13 protein-coding genes, 1 pseudogene and 1 riboswitch are annotated in these 16,950 nt (G+C 29.4%); of the genes and pseudogenes, 13 read left to right on the top strand and 1 reads right to left on the bottom strand.

Translation table 11 applies throughout. The annotated features are described in order from the left end of the window. The first annotated feature begins 69 nt into the window (after positions 1–69). Positions 70–181, top strand: a riboswitch (FMN riboswitch). Between the two features lie 313 nt (positions 182–494). The 5 genes from ribD to BMY82_RS03825 all read left to right on the top strand — a co-directional run bounded on the left by ribD (position 495) and on the right by BMY82_RS03825 (position 5,170). Next, positions 495–1,670 carry a bifunctional diaminohydroxyphosphoribosylaminopyrimidine deaminase/5-amino-6-(5-phosphoribosylamino)uracil reductase RibD gene (gene ribD, locus BMY82_RS03845; protein ID WP_091974837.1) on the top strand — a complete coding sequence of 392 codons (1,176 nt, stop codon included), beginning with the start codon at positions 495–497 and terminating at the stop codon, positions 1,668–1,670. Next, complete coding sequence (locus BMY82_RS03840) at positions 1,655–2,314, top strand: riboflavin synthase (RefSeq protein WP_091974835.1); 660 nt, start codon at positions 1,655–1,657, stop codon at positions 2,312–2,314. The genes ribD and BMY82_RS03840 overlap by 16 nt, the downstream gene beginning before the upstream one ends. Positions 2,315–2,341: 27 nt before the next feature. Continuing rightward, positions 2,342–3,559: a bifunctional 3,4-dihydroxy-2-butanone-4-phosphate synthase/GTP cyclohydrolase II gene (locus BMY82_RS03835; protein WP_091974833.1), complete on the top strand. Its 1,218-nt coding sequence runs from the start codon at positions 2,342–2,344 to the stop codon at positions 3,557–3,559. A gap of 10 nt (positions 3,560–3,569) precedes the next feature. Further along, positions 3,570–4,031, top strand: a complete 462-nt coding sequence (gene ribE / locus BMY82_RS03830; RefSeq protein ID WP_091974831.1) for a 6,7-dimethyl-8-ribityllumazine synthase — start codon at positions 3,570–3,572, stop codon at positions 4,029–4,031. A gap of 305 nt (positions 4,032–4,336) precedes the next feature. Then, positions 4,337–5,170, top strand: coding sequence for a deoxyribonuclease IV (locus tag BMY82_RS03825; RefSeq protein WP_091974829.1), 834 nt, complete (start codon positions 4,337–4,339; stop codon positions 5,168–5,170). A 174-nt stretch (positions 5,171–5,344) separates the two neighbouring features. On the opposite strand, the gene dcd is transcribed toward BMY82_RS03825, so the two are convergent. After that, positions 5,345–5,869, bottom strand: a complete 525-nt coding sequence (dcd, locus tag BMY82_RS03820) for a dCTP deaminase (protein WP_091974827.1) — start codon at positions 5,867–5,869, stop codon at positions 5,345–5,347. Positions 5,870–6,193: 324 nt separating this feature from the next. Here dcd and BMY82_RS03815 point away from each other — a divergent pair, with 324 nt between their 5' ends. From BMY82_RS03815 to BMY82_RS03780, 8 genes and pseudogenes are all read left to right on the top strand, one after another. After that, positions 6,194–7,426 (top strand): ABC transporter substrate-binding protein, encoded by a 1,233-nt coding sequence (locus BMY82_RS03815; RefSeq protein ID WP_091974825.1) that lies wholly within the window; start codon positions 6,194–6,196, stop codon positions 7,424–7,426. Between the two features lie 122 nt (positions 7,427–7,548). Continuing rightward, positions 7,549–8,253: a GTP-binding protein gene (locus tag BMY82_RS03810; protein ID WP_091974823.1), complete on the top strand. Its 705-nt coding sequence runs from the start codon at positions 7,549–7,551 to the stop codon at positions 8,251–8,253. Beyond that, positions 8,243–9,244: pseudogene (locus BMY82_RS03805) on the top strand (ATP-binding cassette domain-containing protein). Before BMY82_RS03810 ends, BMY82_RS03805 begins: the two are co-directional and overlap by 11 nt. Positions 9,245–9,819: 575 nt before the next feature. Continuing rightward, on the top strand, positions 9,820–11,019 hold the full coding sequence (locus tag BMY82_RS03800) for an FprA family A-type flavoprotein (RefSeq protein ID WP_091974821.1): 1,200 nt from the start codon (positions 9,820–9,822) through the stop codon (positions 11,017–11,019). A 232-nt stretch (positions 11,020–11,251) separates the two neighbouring features. Then, the gene (locus BMY82_RS03795; protein ID WP_091974819.1) at positions 11,252–12,235 is read left to right on the top strand and encodes an aromatic ring-hydroxylating oxygenase subunit alpha; all 984 of its coding nucleotides are present in this window, start codon (positions 11,252–11,254) and stop codon (positions 12,233–12,235) included. A gap of 492 nt (positions 12,236–12,727) precedes the next feature. Continuing rightward, a complete protein-coding gene (locus BMY82_RS03790; RefSeq protein ID WP_091974817.1) occupies positions 12,728–13,303 on the top strand; it encodes a TetR/AcrR family transcriptional regulator in 576 nt (191 codons plus the stop codon). Between the two features lie 66 nt (positions 13,304–13,369). Continuing rightward, positions 13,370–15,127, top strand: a complete 1,758-nt coding sequence (locus tag BMY82_RS03785; RefSeq protein WP_091974815.1) for an ABC transporter ATP-binding protein — start codon at positions 13,370–13,372, stop codon at positions 15,125–15,127. Then, complete coding sequence (locus BMY82_RS03780; protein ID WP_091974813.1) at positions 15,111–16,832, top strand: ABC transporter ATP-binding protein; 1,722 nt, start codon at positions 15,111–15,113, stop codon at positions 16,830–16,832. The genes BMY82_RS03785 and BMY82_RS03780 overlap by 17 nt, the downstream gene beginning before the upstream one ends. The last annotated feature ends 118 nt before the right edge of the window (positions 16,833–16,950 follow it).

Raw genomic sequence — 16,950 nt, 5'->3', positions numbered from 1 at the left:
AAAAAACAATAAAAAATATAATCGATTGACAACGTTTACATTGTATGTTATGCTCAAATTGTCAATTAAATAAATCTTCAGGGCGGGGTGTGAGTCCCCACCGGCGGTAAAGCCCGCGAGCAGTAGCAGATCCGGTTAGATTCCGGAGCCGACAGTATAGTCTGGATGAAAGAAGATGGTATGATGATATGTGGTTTAATATTTTAGTATGCCGATTTGTCCTGGAATGATTCTATCATTTCAGGATTTTTAAAGTAAAGATTTATGAAAATGAGAATACAATGATAAAATATTTTTATTTTATTTATTGCTTTTTCTAGAGTCGGCTATTTTTTAAAAGTAACATTAATCACAGCAGATAACATATTATTCAAATATCCTAAGGCCTTGAAGTTTAGCTTCGAGGTTTTTATTTTGCTTAAAAACAGGGATTTGGAAGATTTTTAGCTTTTTAAAAGCAAAATAAAACTCGAAATAAATCAATGGGGGTAAAAATGGAATCTAAAATTGATGAAGTTTATATGAAAAGAGCATTGGAACTTGCTTTGAGGGGAAGAGGGCGAGTCAGTCCCAATCCTCTTGTGGGAGCAGTGATTGTAAAAGATGGAGAAATAGTAGGAGAAGGATACCATCAAGAGTATGGTGGACTTCATGCAGAAAGAAATGCAATAGCATCTTCAAAAGTAAATCTAGAGGGGGCAACAATGTATGTAAGTTTGGAACCTTGTTGTCACTATGGAAAAACTCCACCATGCACAGAAAAAATTATAGAGTCTGGAATAAAAAAAGTAGTTGTTGGATCAAGAGATCCTAATCCAAAAGTCTATGGAAAAGGTTGTAAGATTCTTAGGGAAAATGGAATAGATGTTGTTGAGGACTTTATGAGAGAAGAGTGCGATAGTATAAATAAAGTATTTTTCAAGTATATAAAAAATAAAGAGCCATATATTTTGATGAAATATGCAATGACATTAGACGGAAAAATAGCTACTTATTCAGGAAAGTCAAAGTGGATAACAGGTGAAAAATCTAGAGCTAGAGTGCATTTAGATAGGCATATTTATTCAGCAATAATGGTTGGAGTAAATACTATTATAGCTGATGACCCTATGCTTAATTCTAGGCTGGAAGAAATAAAAAATTTGATTTTAGAGTCGGATTTTGAAAAATATGGAATAGTAAAAAATGGAGATTTTTATGAAACAAAGAAGGTAACAAGAATTATATGCGATACAAATTTAAGAACTCCATTAAATTCAAAAGTAGTAGAAACAGCAAAAGAATATAAAACTATTATTGCGACTGCTTCTAAGAATTTTTTAAAAATAAAGAAATATTTAGATAAGGGTTGTCAAGTAATAGTACAAGAAAATACAAATAAAATAAAATTAAAAGAGCTTATAAAAACTTTAGGAGAGATGAATATAGATAGCATAATTATTGAAGGTGGAGCAAGTCTTAATTGGTCTGCTTTTGAAGAAGGAATAGTAGATGATCTACAAAGCTATATAGCAGGAAAAATCTTTGGTGGAGAAAATGCTAAAAGTCCAATTTCAGGTTTAGGAGTAGAAAGTCCTAACAAAGCATTTAATCTAAATTTAAAGAGTATTTCTCAATATGATGGAGATATATTGATTGAAAGCGAGGTTATACCATGTTTACAGGAATAGTAGAGGAAGTTGGAAGAGTAAGTAGTATCAAAAATTCTACAAACTCAGCAATTTTTACTATAGAGGCTGAAAAAGTCCTTGAAGAAAGTAAAATCGGAGACAGCATTTCAGTAAATGGAGTATGCCTTACAGTAACAGATATATCCAGCAAATCTTTCTCTGCAGATATAATGCATGAAAGTTTGAAAAGGTCGTCTCTTGGAGAGTTAAAAAAGGGCTCAAGAGTTAATCTAGAAAGAGCTTTAAAGTTAAGTACTAGGTTGGGGGGACATATTGTATCTGGACATATTGATGGTGTAGGTAAAATAAAATCCATTAAAAAAGACGATAATGCAGTTTGGTACTGTATAGAAGCAAATGAGAAAATTTTAAAATATATTATAGAAAAGGGTTCAGTGGCAATTGATGGAATAAGTCTCACAGTTGCAGAAGAAAACGATAAAGATTTTAGCGTATCCGTTATCCCGCATACAAGAGCTGCTAGTAATTTATCTGAGAAAAAAATAGGAAGTAGAGTAAATATAGAGAATGACTGTATAGCTAAGTATGTAGAAAAACTTCTGTATTTAGATGGAGACATTAGCAAAGAAAAAAGTAAAGAAAGTAATATAGATATGAAATTTTTAATAGAAAATGGTTTTTAAATATATATATGAAAAGGGAGATAAAAAATGTTTAAATTTAACAGTATTGAAGAGGTTGTAGAAGATTTAAGAAAAGGTAAGATAGTTCTTGTTACAGATGACGAAGATAGGGAAAATGAAGGAGATTTTATATGTGCTGCAGAATTTGCAACAACTGAAAATGTGAACTTTATGGCTGTTCATGGTAAAGGGCTGATATGTATGCCTATGAGCAAGGAATATTGCCAAAAGTTAAATCTTTCTCAAATGGTTACAGATAATACTGATAATCATGAAACTGCCTTTACAGTATCTATAGATCATATTGATACTACAACTGGAATATCTGCAGAAGAGAGAGGATATACAGCTAGAAAGGCAATTGAAAAAAGAGCAAAGCCTTCAGATTTTAGAAGACCTGGACATATGTTTCCGTTAAAAGCAAAGGACAATGGAGTACTAGAGAGAAATGGTCATACAGAGGCAACTGTAGATTTGCTAAAAATAGCAGGGCTTGAAGAAATAGGTCTTTGCTGTGAGATTATGAAAGATGACGGTACCATGATGAGAAAAACTGAGCTTATAGAACTTGCTAAAAAATGGGATATAAAGTTCACTACAATAAAAAAACTTCAAGAATATAGAAAAAAGAATGATAAATTAGTAGAAAAATCAGTAGAGGCATATATACCTACAAAATACGGAGATTTTAAGGCATACGGATATATTAATTTGTTGAACGGTGAACATCACATAGCTCTTGTAAAGGGTGATATATCTGATGGAGAGGATGTTCTTTGCAGAGTTCATTCAGAATGTTTAACTGGAGATGTATTCTCATCTCTCAAGTGTGACTGCGGCGAACAACTTAACTTTGCAATGAGTGAAATAGAAAAAGAGGGAAGAGGTATCCTGCTATATATGAGACAAGAGGGAAGAGGAATAGGCTTAATAAACAAGTTAAAGGCATATGCTTTACAAGAAAAAGGTATGGATACTTTAGAAGCAAATTTAGCATTAGGCTTTGAAGCCGATATGAGAGAGTATTATATAGCGGCTCAAATTTTAAAGGATCTTGGAGTGAAAAGTTTAAACATTCTTACTAACAATCCAGATAAAATAGAGCAACTGAAGGATTATGGAATAGATATAAAAGAGAGAAGAGCAATAGAAGTTCAGGCAAATGAACATGATAAAAATTATTTAAAGACTAAAAAAGAGAAAATGGGACATATTTTAGAATTAAAGAATGTAGTAGGAAAATAGGGGGAAAAAAATGAATTTATATGAAGGAAAGTTAGTAGCAGACAAGATAAAAATAGGAATAGTAGCAGCAAGATTTAATGAGTTTATAGTATCCAAACTATTGGATGGCTCTATGGATGCTCTAAAAAGACATGGAGTAGAAAGTGATGATATAGATATAGCTTGGGTTCCAGGAGCATTTGAAATACCTTTAATAGCTTCTAAGATGGCATCTAGTAAGAAGTATGATGCTATAATATGCTTAGGTGCGGTTATTCGTGGAAGTACAAGCCATTATGACTATGTATGCAATGAAGTATCAAAAGGTATTGCTCAGATTTCATTAAAACATGAACTTCCTGTAATGTTTGGAGTTTTAACAACAGAAAATATTGAACAGGCAATTGAAAGAGCAGGGACAAAAGCTGGAAATAAGGGATTTGATGTTGCAACAGGAGCAATAGAAATGATAAATCTTATGAGAGAACTTTAAAAAGAGCTTATTTATATTAAAAAAATAAAATTAGATGTTTTTAATAAATTTAAATATAAAAATATAAAACTTTAAAAATAAAGTGTAAACTTTCAAATATTAAATAATAAGAATTAATAAAAAGCGAAATCAAATATATCTTGAGATTAATAGGATTTTAATAGTAGAAAAACTAATAAAAGTAAGATTAGAAACAAAAGGAAAGCATCTGCTTTCCTTTTGTTTTGTTAATTACATGCTATAATTGGGTATAATATAAATATGTTATATCTAAGTGTAGTTGTAATTTTAAAAGGAGGATACCCATGTTATATATAGGATCACATTTATCCGTATCAAATGGTTTTATGGCAATGGCAAGAGAAGCAAAAGCAATGGGAGCTAATACTTTTGCATTCTTTACAAGAAACCCTAGAGGCGGAAAAGCAAAAGATGTAGATATGAAAGACGTAAAAGAATTTAATGAATATATAAAGGAAAACGACTTTGGAAAACTTGTAGCACATGCTCCGTATACATTAAATGCAGCAAGTGCAACTGAAAAAACTAGAGAATTCGCTTTAATGGCTATGAATGAAGATTTAGCCAAAATGGAACTTATTCCAGGAAACTATTACAATTTTCATCCAGGTAGTCATGTAAAGCAGGGTGTAGATTTGGGAGTTAATTTAATAGCAGATGTTTTAAATAAAGTATTAAAAAAAGATATGACAACTACTGTTCTTCTTGAAACAATGGCAGGCAAGGGTACTGAAATAGGTAGAAACTTTGAAGAAATTAAGTCTATAATAGATAAAGTTGAACTAAGTGATAAAGTAGGAGTATGCCTAGATACTTGTCACATAAGCGATGGTGGATATGACATAATTTATAATCTTGATGAAGTTCTTGAGGAGTTTGATAAAATAATAGGACTTGATAAATTAAAGGCACTTCATTTAAATGATAGCAAAAATGAAAGAGGAAGTCATAAGGATAGACATGAAAAAATAGGAGAGGGATATCTTGGAATTGATACATTTAAAAATATAGTCAATCATCCATACTTAAAGACTCTACCTATGATTTTGGAGACACCTAATGATTTTTCTGGATATAAAGAGGAGATAGAACTTCTTAGAACTCTTGAGGATAAATAGAGCTTTAGAATCTGGATTTTTTAGGGATAAGTTTTAAACTCCAGCTATATTATTAAAAATAAATATAACTGTTAAAAACAGCCAGATCAATAAGACATCAAAGGCAAGCACTTGCCCTTATGTCTTATTTTATTGCAAAAAATAGCTTGCCCAAATAGGCAAGCATTTTTAGTTCTACTTTTCAAAGTCTTTATACATAAGTGAAGGTTGAATACCCTTGTTATTTTGATACTTTCCACTAGAATAAAGGTCGTAGTCACCATGAATATCATGATAATAAATCTGGCAGATTTGAGTATCAGGATATATTCTTATAGGCTGAACGCAGAATATTTCAAGAGTCCAGTATCCTGCAAATCCAATATCACCGAAACCAGCAGTAACATGAATAAAAAGACCCAATCTTCCTGTTGAAGATCTTCCTTCTAACATAGGTACAAATTTTTCTGTTTTAGTAAATTCATTTGTTCTACCTAGGTATAATTTATTAGGTTCAAGAAGAAGCCCTTCTTCAGGAATAGTTATTTTCTTAGCAGGATTTGGAACCTTCATATCTAAAACTTCATTTTCATATACCAAAAGTTCATTGCTTAATGAAAGATTGTAGCTGTTTGGATTTACATTATCCTTATTAAAAGGTTCTATTATAATGTCACCAGACTCTACATTTTTTAATATTTCTTTACCAGATAAAATCATTATTTCCACCTCTATAAAAATTATTAATCAAAAACGAAAATGATAAATTAAAAGTCATAATCGTTGAAATCACCATATCTTTTTATCATTATAACACACTTAAGCAAGTCAATAAACAATAAAGATAGCAATAATTTACTTTTCTAGCATATATATAGTGTAGTTGTTGATTTTTATTAATTATGTTGCAAATGCAACTGAAAAAAAAAGATAGTTATAGTAATCTATTTATAGAAAAGTTAATTTAAATAGTGGTATAAAAAATAATAAATATTAAATAGGTATATATAAATGAGAATTATAAATAAAGAAAAGAGGATAAAAATGAATAATTATTTTTCAGTAAATGATAAGATTTATGACATAGTGAAGAAAAATCCCAAAGCCTTGGACTTTTTAATTGCTAATGGCTTTGAGCAGTTTAAAGATTCTAATATATTTAATAGTATGTCAAAGAATATAAGTCTTTCAATGGCATTGAAATTAAAGAAAATAAATGTAGAAATATATGAGGAGAGATTACTATCTTTTTTAAAGAGTGAAAGAGAAAGTGTAGATAGAGATTTATTGGGAACATTAAACTCTAAAAAGAAAAAGGCAGATATTAATGTTGAAGGAGTTCTTCCTTGTCCAATTAGAATTCCCTTAGTAGAGTCTTTTAATGAATGGCTTGAAAAAAATAGAAGCTCATTTGACTATTCTATTGAGTATGATTTGAAATCTGCAAATATGGGTCTTGATTGGATAAAAGAACAGGTTAAAACAGGTAAAATAGATGAAATTCCAGATATATTGATGTCAGCAGGCTTTGATTTATTCTTTGATAAAGAGCTTATGGGGCAATTTATGGAGAGAGATGTTTTTGAAGCTTCTACAGATGAGATAAATAAGGATTTTTGCAATGATTATATAGATCTTAGAGATCCTAAAAAAAGATATTTAATTACAGGTGTAGTGCCAGCTGTCTTTTTGGTAAATAAAAATGAATTAAATGGAAGAAAAATACCTCAAACTTGGGAGGATTTATTAAGTGAAGAATTTGAAGATTCTGTGGCAATACCAGTGGGAGATTTGGATTTATTTAATGCGCTGATACTTACTATTTATAGAGAATATGGTGAAGATGGAATTTCTAAGTTAGCAAGGTCATATATGAAAAACTTACATCCAGCAGAAATGGTGAAATCAAGAAGAAAAAATAACTCTAATACTCCAACAGTTAGTATTATACCTTATTTTTTCACAAAGATGATAGATGAGAACAGCCAGGTAGCAGTATGGCCTAAAGACGGTGCAATAATAAGTCCAATATTTATGATTGCTAAAAAAGAAAAAAAGAAATCCTTACAAGCAATAGTGGACTTTTTTATGTCTCCTCAAATAGGAAATATATTTTCGGCAAATGGGAAATTCCCTTCTACTAATAAGGAAGTAGATAATCATCTTGAGGAAAATCAAAAATTCAAGTGGATTGGTTGGGAATTTATAGAAAAGCATGATATGGGAAGCTTACTAAAAGAGTTAGAATATAAGTTTAATAAAGAGATTATAAAATAAAAAAGCTAAAAGCGCATGGTTATTTTAAAATTATGCAAGAAATTGTAAAAGGCTTAAAGCAGGGGCTGAGTTAAAAGAACATAGCTATGGTAAAAGAAAAAGTATTTTAAAAGGAGAAAAAAATGAATTTAGTAGTATTTTCTGGTCCTCCATCATCTGGAAAGACTAGTGTAATAATGAAAACAATTGACGCATTGAAAAGACAAAATATAAAAGTTGGAGTAGTTAAATTTGATTGCCTATATACAGATGATGATTTGATATACGCAAAAGCTGATATTCCTGTGAAAAAGGGGCTTTCAGGTTCTCTTTGTCCAGACCATTTCTTTGTTTCAAATATAGAAGAGATAGTGAAGTGGGGAAAAGAAAAAGGACTAGATCTTTTGATAACGGAGTCAGCAGGTCTTTGCAACAGATGCTCTCCATATATCAAGGATATAAAAGGTATTTGTGTAATCGATAATCTTTCGGGAATCAACACTCCTAAAAAAATTGGTCCAATGCTGAGAGCAGCAGATATAGTAGTTATAACCAAAGGAGATATAGTATCTCAGGCAGAAAGAGAAGTATTTGAGTCAAAGGTAAATTCAGTAAATCCAACATCAATAACTATGCATATAAATGGGCTTACAGGACAAGGAGCATACGAATTAAGTAGATTGCTTCTTGAAGAAAAGAAAGAAATAGATACGGTGAAGGGTATGAAGTTGAGATTTCCAATGCCATCAGCACTTTGTTCCTATTGTCTTGGAGAAACAAGAATAGGTGAACAATATCAGATGGGAAATGTAAGAAAGATGGATTTGGGGGAAGAAAATGAGAAATAAGTTGAAAGATAAAAAATTAAAAGAGATAATAGAAAAATATCCATTTGTACTTTCTTTCTTTGAAGAAAACTCCTTGGATATAAAAGGAAAAGAAGAATATAGCTTTGAAGAATATTTAAATGAGTTTTCAGAAGATGAAATAGAAAATATGGCTTTAGATTTAAATAAGCTGTTAATAGATTTTTATGAATATATAAAACAGATGAAGGAATTTTTATGAATTCAAGAAGATGAGGGAGTAAAGTCTTTAAGCATTATAGCTGGCAGAGATAAAAATGGAGTTAAAGAAAAATTTGAAAGACTGGATATAAATAAATCTGAAATGATAGCCATAGTAGGTGCAACTGGTTCAGGAAAATCAAGGCTTCTTGCAGATATTGAGTGGGTGGCACAAAATGATACTCCAACAGAAAGAAGCATCTTGATAAATGGAGAAAAAGCTAAGGATAAATGGAGATTTTCCTCAAATAACAAATTGGTAGCACAGTTGTCACAGAATATGAATTTTGTAATGGATTTGTCTGTCAAAGATTTTCTAGAAATGCATGCCAAGAGTAGAATGGTTGAAGATATTGATAAGACAATAGAAAAAATAATAGAAGAGGCAAATAAATTAGCTGGTGAACAGTTTAATATAGATACGCAGATAACAGCTTTAAGTGGTGGTCAGTCAAGAGCTCTTATGATAGCAGATACAGCTATACTTTCATCTTCTCCTATTGTGTTGATAGATGAAATAGAAAATGCAGGTATAGATAGAAAAAAAGCTCTTGAGCTGTTGATTTCATCAGATAAAATTGTTTTGATGGCAACTCATGATCCAACTCTTGCCTTAATAGCTGATAAAAGAATAGTTATAAAAAATGGTGGAATTTCAGATATAATAGAGACAAGCAAGGAAGAAAAAGAAAAGTTAAAAGAACTTGAGGAGATGGATAATATAATACAAGAAATGAGAAGGGCGTTAAGAGCTGGAGAAAAAATAGGATAAAAAAGTAAAAAATATATTTTATAAAAATAAAATATAAAGTGAAATGCTTTGATAGAAAAAATAAATATTATTGAAAAAATATAAAGATTAGCAGAAAAAAGTATAAAGATATAGAAAAGTAGTGTAGCTATTAATATGAAAATTATAGATAAAAAGAAAACGTCAAATTGTAAAATTTGACGTTTTCTTAATTAGCTTTAAGAAAAAAATCTATGAAAAAGTTATTTTTTAAGATATAAAAAGATAAATATTAAACATTATTAATTGAAATGAAATATAGCAATAAAAAAATAAAAATAATCGATTAAAATAAAAAAATAGGGGGTATAATGAAATAGCGGTATCAATTGTATACAGTATTTTATTTAACAAAAAGCTTTGTTTTTGAAGTAAAATTCATTTATTTTTCATTGTATTTTAGTGTATAATAATTAGTGAGGATAAGAAGCTTACTTTTATAGACAATACTTTGTAATTATTGTATAATAAAATCTAGGTGTGATAACGTAAGAAATAATTATTAAAGAATTTATATAATTTATTAGTTTATATAACTAGAAGGGAGAATTTTAAGTATGAATACTGTTTCTGTAAAAATATTAGAAGATTTATATTATATGGGTGTAAATGATAGGGAAACAAACTTGTTTGAAAATATGTGGCCACTTCCAGAGGGGGTAGCATATAATTCTTATCTTATAACAGACGAAAAGACAGCTTTACTTGATACAGTAAAGATAATAAAGGTAGATGGATTTGTTGAAAATTTAAAGGCTAATCTTGGAGGTAGAAATCTAGATTATCTTGTAGTACATCACATGGAGCCAGATCACTCAGGATGCATGAAAACTATAATGGAATTATATCCTGATGTAACAATAGTTACAAATAAAAAGGCAAGAGCCATGATAGATGATTACCTTAATATAGAAATAAAGAACTATATAGAAGTTAAAAATGGAGATACACTTGATCTAGGTAGAAGAAAACTTAACTTTGTTACAACTCCAATGGTACATTGGCCAGAATCTATGGTAAGTTATGAGTCAACTGATAAGATATTATTCTCTCAAGATATATTCGGTGGATACGGTGCATTAAATGGTACAATATTCGATGACGAAATGAATTTCGATTTCTTTAAAGACGAAACAAGAAGATATTACTCTAATATAGTAGGTAAGTACTCTAAGCAGGCAGCAAGAGCACTAGAAAAAGTTAAAGAATTAGATATAGATATAATATGCCCAGTTCATGGTATAGTTTGGAGAAGCAATCCAGAACTTATAGTAGATGAATATATCAAACTTGCAAACCAAGTTAATGAAGAAGGTGTAGTAATAGCTTATGGTTCAATGTATGGAAATACAGAGAAGATGGCAGATCAACTTGCAAGATTTATAGCTGAAGAAGGTATAAAGAATGTTAAGGTCTTTGATGTATCTAAGACTCATGTATCTTATATATTAAGTGAAATATGGAAGTACAAGGGAGTTGTTCTTGGAAGCTGTACTTACAATAATTCAGTATACCCTAATATGAATCAGTTATTATATACTTTAAAAATGAACAAACTAGCTAACCACGCTCTAGGTATATTTGGATCATACGGATGGAGTGGAGGAGCTGTTAAGGAACTTACAGAATTTGCATCAGAAGGTGGAAATTTTGAAGTTGCTCCTACAATAGTTGAAACTAAGGGAACAATGAAGGAAGATGATATTGAATCATTAAGAGCTTTGGCAAAAGAAATTGCTCAATTAGTAAGAGCTTAATAATAAACTAATATCTATGACTAATAAATTAGTAGAATAAATATAAAAAACAGCATTGATTAATGCTGTTTTTTTATTTGAAAATGTTATGGGATAAAATTTGCTGTGAAGTATTTATTTTGATTGGTGAAATAATTTTAAATGTCGAAAAAGTATAAATTGCAACAAAAAAACTCTGATAAATGATAGAATAATAATAGGGGGGATTTTAGTAAAAAGAAAGGATTATTATATGATAAAAAACAAATGGTACGCTATACTTAGTTCGTCAGAAATAAAAAACGGACAGCTTCTAGGAGTAAAAAGATTAGGTGAAAACTATGTACTTTATCGTGATAAAGATGGAAAAATATCTTGTTTTGCTGATAAATGCGCTCATAGAGGTGCAGCGCTTAGCAAGGGGTGGAAAAAAGAAAATGACTGTATAGTCTGTCCATTTCACGGTATAGAATATGATAAAACAGGAAAATGTGTTCATATACCTAGTGAAGGAAAAAATTCTGAAAAAGATTTTTCCAAATTCAATCTAAAAAAATATTATGCCGAAGAAAAAAATAATATTGTCTATTTTTGGAATGGTGAAGGAGAACCAACTGAGGAGATAGACTATTTTGAAATGGATTATGAAAACATGGTTTATAGTGAGATATGTGACCATTGGAAAGTTCATTATTCAAGGGTAATAGAAAATCAGCTAGATGTTTCCCACCTTCCATTTGTCCATTACAATACTATTGGTAAGGGAAATAAAACGCTTGTAAATGGACCAAAAGTAATATGGATTGATGAAAACACTTTACAAACAAGCGCAAATAATCAAGTAGATGAAGGACAGAAACCTTTGAAAGCAAGTGAAAGCAAGATAAAAAGCACAAATATTCAGTTTAAATTTCCGAATACTTGGTTAAATACAGTTAATGAAAATTTAAAGATAATGGCATACTTTGTTCCTGTAGATGATGACAATACACTACTTTATATTAGATTTTATAATAAGATAACAAAATCAAAGGGAATAAATAAATTAATCGCTTGGTTTGGAAAATTTGCAAACAAGAAAATTGAAAGACAGGACAAGGTAGTAGTTGAAACTCAGATACCTAACTATACAAGTTTTAAAATGGATGAGAAATTGTTACAAGCAGATAGACCTATTATAGAGTATAGAAAGCATAGGGAGTTTTTAAAAAATAATTTAGGGGAAAATGAAAAATAATAAAAATATATTCTAAATTATATTAGGAAAATGTAATTACTGATAGATTATTAAATTTTTATAGTGATTCACTTAAGCTATAAATAAAAGATATGTTATAGATAAAAACTATTATAATAATAGATATTATGATTGATTATAATAGCCCATTTTGATATAATTAAATCAACAAAGAGTTATTGATGTAGGAATCGATCTTGTCCGTACATTTATCAAAACCCGATTGTTGAAATACAAATATTACACATAATTATAACTTAAATTATTCTGTACAAAAGGAGAGCGATGCTCTCCTTTTTCAGTATGTAAATTATCAATCTATTCTATTTTAAAATTATAAATTTCTTCTTATATTATAGAGTTACAAATAAGTTTAAAAGGTTTTAAAAAAGTTTGAAAAGAAAATATAATAAAGATAATATTGACCTTATTTTAAAGATGCTATATAATGAAATTAACCGACGATATCGTCAGTAAAGAAGGAGGTGTACTATGTGTGCGCGTGCTAGACTAAGTCAAGGAGAAAGAAAAGAAGAAATACTCAAGGCTGGAATGAAAGTTTTTAAGAAAAAGGGATATGTAAATACTACAATGGAGGATATCATCGGTGAAACAACACTTTCCAAGGGAGGAGTGTATTATTACTATAAAAGTACTTCTGAAATTTTACATGATCTAATGGAGTTTGGAATTCAGTATCGCATGGATATTGTAAGATCTACTATTGATAATTTTGAAAAAGATAGTGTTGATTTTTTAGCGGAAAAGATATTTGAAAAGATAATAGATAATAATCCTTATATGGATATTTATGTTCAATTTCTTTTAGCTAAGAGAAGAGATTCTAAGTTAGAGTCATTGTTTGAAGAGTTGAAAATTGAAGCAAGAGACGAATTTAGAAAGGAAATGGGTGATTTGCCAAATTCTTTTGAGGTTGAGGAACTATATGATTTTTTAACATATTTTATGAATTCATTAATTATAGGTGCAGAAGTATTAGGTGCAAGAAAAAGTTTTCTTGATAATAAAGATATGTTAATTGAAATGTTAAAAACTATTTTGAGTTAAGGGGGGATTTTTTTATTGTATTAATGAGAATGAATATCTATATTAAAAAACAAGGGGGAGGTTTTTATGAAAGTATATAGAAAGTTATTTAAGTATGTTTCAACAGAAAAAAATAATGGAATTCTTGCAGTTTTGTTTTCTTTTATTTCAGTAATAGCAACTTGTATAGGATATTATTATATATATAATATTTTGAAGTTGTTAATCTTATCAAAAGACTTTGTAATGGCTAAAGAGTACGCTTTTATTTCTATGATTTGTTTGACACTTGGGGGAATACTATATATTTTTTCAGGTCTATTTTCTCATAAACTAGGATTTAGAATAGAAACAAATCTAAAAAAGAGAGGTATAGATGGTATTACAAATGCAAGTTTTAAATTTTTTGATATTAATGAATCGGGAGTAATTAGAAAAACTATAGATGATAATGCATCAATGACTCATCAGGCTATTGCTCATATGATTCCAGACTTGGGACAAGCATTTCTTACTCCGATTTTAGTTCTTATATTAGCTTTTTTGGTTAGTTTTAGAGTAGGTATTTTGCTAATTGCGACAATTTTAGTAGCAAGTATCTTTATAATGAGAATGATGGGTGGAGAAACATCTTTTATGCAGGTATATCAAGATGCACTGAAAAGACTAAGTGGAGAAACAGTTGAGTATGTAAGAGGTATACAGGTAGTTAAAATTTTTAAGGCAGATATAAATTCATTTAAAGCTTTGTATGATGCAATTTATGATTATTCAAAAAATGCATATGCTTATTCAAAAAGTTGTAAATTTCCATATGTTACATATCAATGGATTTTTTTAGGAGCAATTTCTATTATAATCTTGCCGATATCTTTTTATTTATCGAAAATTTCAGATAAACAGTATTTTATGATAGAGATAATAATGTATTTTTTCTTAATAGGTATAATATATGTAACTATTATGAGAATAATGTATGCTAGTCAAAATATCTTTAATGCCAGCTATGCAGTGGATAATTTAGAAAAAATATATGAAGAAATGTTAAAAGATAAGTTGGAGTTTGGAAGTAATACAAAGTTTAAAAACTATAATATCTCTTTTGAAAATGTAAGCTTTTCATATGGAGAAAAATATATTCTTGAAAACTTCAATCTAGATCTTCAGCAGGGAAAGTCATACGCTTTAGTGGGAGAATCTGGTTCTGGAAAATCCACAATTGCAAAGCTTTTAAGTGGATTCTATAAGGTAGATAATGGAAAAATAAAAATAGGTGATAAGTCAATCAGTTCCTATACTGAAGATGCTATAACAGATTCAATATCTTTTGTATTTCAAGATCCTAAATTATTCAAAATATCTATTTATGATAATGTTGCTATAGCCAAGAAAAATGCTAAAAAAGGTGATGTAATGAAAGCACTTAAATTAGCAGGTTGCAATGATATTTTAGAAAAACTTCCTCAAAGAGAAAAGACTTTAATAGGAGAAAAGGGAGTACACTTATCTGGTGGTGAGAAACAGAGAATAGCAATTGCAAGAGCTATTTTGAAAGATGCTCCTATTCTTATAATGGATGAGGCTTCAGCAGCAATAGATGCTGATAATGAATATAAGTTACAGGAATCTTTTAAAGAGTTAATGAGAAAGAAAACTGTTGTCATGATTGCACATAGATTATCTAGTATTAAAAATGTTGATGAAATAATAGTTCTTAAAAATGGAAAAGTTGTAGAAAAAGCAAACCATAAAGAATTGATAAAATACAATAGTGAATACAAGAGAATTTTAGATTTATATAACAAGACAAATGATTGGAGGGTGAAAGATGAAGGAATGCTTTAAGAATAAATTTCAAGTTACAGACTCTGGAGCTGAAGGTATAGTAAAAGCAGCATTTTCAAGTTTTTTAGTTTACGTTATTAGTATGCTTCCTGTAATGCTACTGATGATGTTGGGAGATGAACTTATTCTAGGAAATGAACATAACAAGTGGAGTTACTTCCTTTTTTCCTTGCTAATAATCATTATTTTGTATATGGCACTTTGGAATGAATATGAAAAATTGTACAATTCTACTTATAAAGAAAGTGCAAATCTAAGAATTAATATAGCAAAAAAATTAAAAGAATTGCCGTTGAGTTATTTTTCTAAACATAACTTATCTGATTTAGCTCAATCTATTATGTCTGACGTGGAAGCTATAGAACATGCGATGAGTCACTCAATACCAAAAGTTTATGGGCTATATTTCTTTTTACCAGTTTTAGCTATTATGCTGATGCTTGGTAATTATAAATTGGGAATAGCCGTTATATTACCTAATGTACTGAGATTTGTTATTATTTCTTTATCTAAAAAAAGTAATAAAGTTGAAAATACTGAGTATCATAAAGTTTTAAGAGATAATAGTGAAAAGTTCCAAGAAGCAATAGAGATGCATAAGGAAATAAGAGGATTTAACTTAGCTAATGGAATAAAAAAAGATCTATATAAGCAAGTGGATTATAGTGAGAAGAAGCAGCTTAAAGCAGAACTGATATCTTTTAGAGCCATAGGAACTTCATCTTTATTTTCTTTTGTTAGTTTAGGGATTGTGATGATAGTAGGTACAAAGCTATTGTTTACAAATGAGATTAATATTCTTTATTTGATAGGATATATATTGGCAGCAATAAAATTAAAGGAGATGGTGGATGTTTCTAATGAAAGTATAATGGAAATAGCGTATATCTCTCCAAGAATTGCAAAAATAAGAGAAATTAATGAAGAAGAACTACAAAGTGGTAAAAAAACTAGATTAAATAAATTTGATATAGTCTTAAAAAATGTTGGATTTTCATATGAAGGGGATAGAAAAATTTTGAAAGATATATCGTTTACAGCAAAGCAAGGAGAAGTTACGGCTCTAGTAGGACCTTCTGGCTGTGGAAAAACTACCTTATTGAAACTTATTTCAAGACTGTATGATTACAATAGCGGGGAAATATTGATCGATGGTAAGGATATTAAGGAAATAGATATTGAATCCCTATTTGACAAGATATCTATTGTTTTTCAAGATGTTACTTTATTTAATACATCTATTTTAGAAAATATAAGAATAGGAAAGGTTACTGCAAGCGATAAAGAAGTAAAAAAAGCAGCAGAATTAGCTAATTGTATGGAGTTTATTGAAAAACAACCAAAAGGCTTTGAAACGCGCATAGGTGAAAATGGAGCGGAACTTTCTGGAGGAGAAAGACAGAGATTGTCTATTGCAAGAGCCTTTCTAAAGGATTCTCCTATACTTATTTTAGATGAGATATCAGCAAGTTTAGATGTCGAAAATGAAATGAAAATACAGGAGAGTTTAAATAAGCTTATTGAAAACAAAACTGTAATAATAATATCTCATAGATTAAAATCTATAGAAAATGTTAACAATATAGTTGTTTTAGAAAATGGATATCTTGAAAGCACAGGAAGTCATAGCGAACTACTAGAAAAATCTAACACTTACAAAAACCTAAATGAAAAGTCAAAAATGGCAGAAGAATTTGTTTACTAATAATAAATAGAAAGATTTTAAATGATTAGTAATAAAATTAAAAATCCAGTGATTACTTTAGTAGTAGTTTATAATGGAAAGTGTAAATGTTCGTGAAAATGAAGTAAGAAATTTAAGT

The organism is Peptostreptococcus russellii (assembly GCF_900110295.1).
GTDB classification, from domain to species: Bacteria; Bacillota; Clostridia; order Peptostreptococcales; family Peptostreptococcaceae; genus Peptostreptococcus; species Peptostreptococcus russellii_A.
The sequence above is the reverse complement of the archived record's forward strand: the minus strand, read 5'-3'. Positions and strand labels throughout refer to the sequence as shown.

Excerpts from the sequence above, each read along its gene's own strand:
- ribD (WP_091974837.1), top strand. The coding sequence starts at position 495 with ATGGAATCTAAAATTGATGAAGTTTATATGAAAAGAGCATTGGAACTT.
- BMY82_RS03840 (WP_091974835.1), top strand. The coding sequence starts at position 1,655 with ATGTTTACAGGAATAGTAGAGGAAGTTGGAAGAGTAAGTAGTATCAAA.
- BMY82_RS03835 (WP_091974833.1), top strand. The coding sequence starts at position 2,342 with ATGTTTAAATTTAACAGTATTGAAGAGGTTGTAGAAGATTTAAGAAAA.
- ribE (WP_091974831.1), top strand. The coding sequence starts at position 3,570 with ATGAATTTATATGAAGGAAAGTTAGTAGCAGACAAGATAAAAATAGGA.
- BMY82_RS03825 (WP_091974829.1), top strand. The coding sequence starts at position 4,337 with ATGTTATATATAGGATCACATTTATCCGTATCAAATGGTTTTATGGCA.
- dcd (WP_091974827.1), bottom strand. The coding sequence starts at position 5,869 with ATGATTTTATCTGGTAAAGAAATATTAAAAAATGTAGAGTCTGGTGAC.
- BMY82_RS03815 (WP_091974825.1), top strand. The coding sequence starts at position 6,194 with ATGAATAATTATTTTTCAGTAAATGATAAGATTTATGACATAGTGAAG.
- BMY82_RS03810 (WP_091974823.1), top strand. The coding sequence starts at position 7,549 with ATGAATTTAGTAGTATTTTCTGGTCCTCCATCATCTGGAAAGACTAGT.
- BMY82_RS03800 (WP_091974821.1), top strand. The coding sequence starts at position 9,820 with ATGAATACTGTTTCTGTAAAAATATTAGAAGATTTATATTATATGGGT.
- BMY82_RS03795 (WP_091974819.1), top strand. The coding sequence starts at position 11,252 with ATGATAAAAAACAAATGGTACGCTATACTTAGTTCGTCAGAAATAAAA.
- BMY82_RS03790 (WP_091974817.1), top strand. The coding sequence starts at position 12,728 with ATGTGTGCGCGTGCTAGACTAAGTCAAGGAGAAAGAAAAGAAGAAATA.
- BMY82_RS03785 (WP_091974815.1), top strand. The coding sequence starts at position 13,370 with ATGAAAGTATATAGAAAGTTATTTAAGTATGTTTCAACAGAAAAAAAT.
- BMY82_RS03780 (WP_091974813.1), top strand. The coding sequence starts at position 15,111 with ATGAAGGAATGCTTTAAGAATAAATTTCAAGTTACAGACTCTGGAGCT.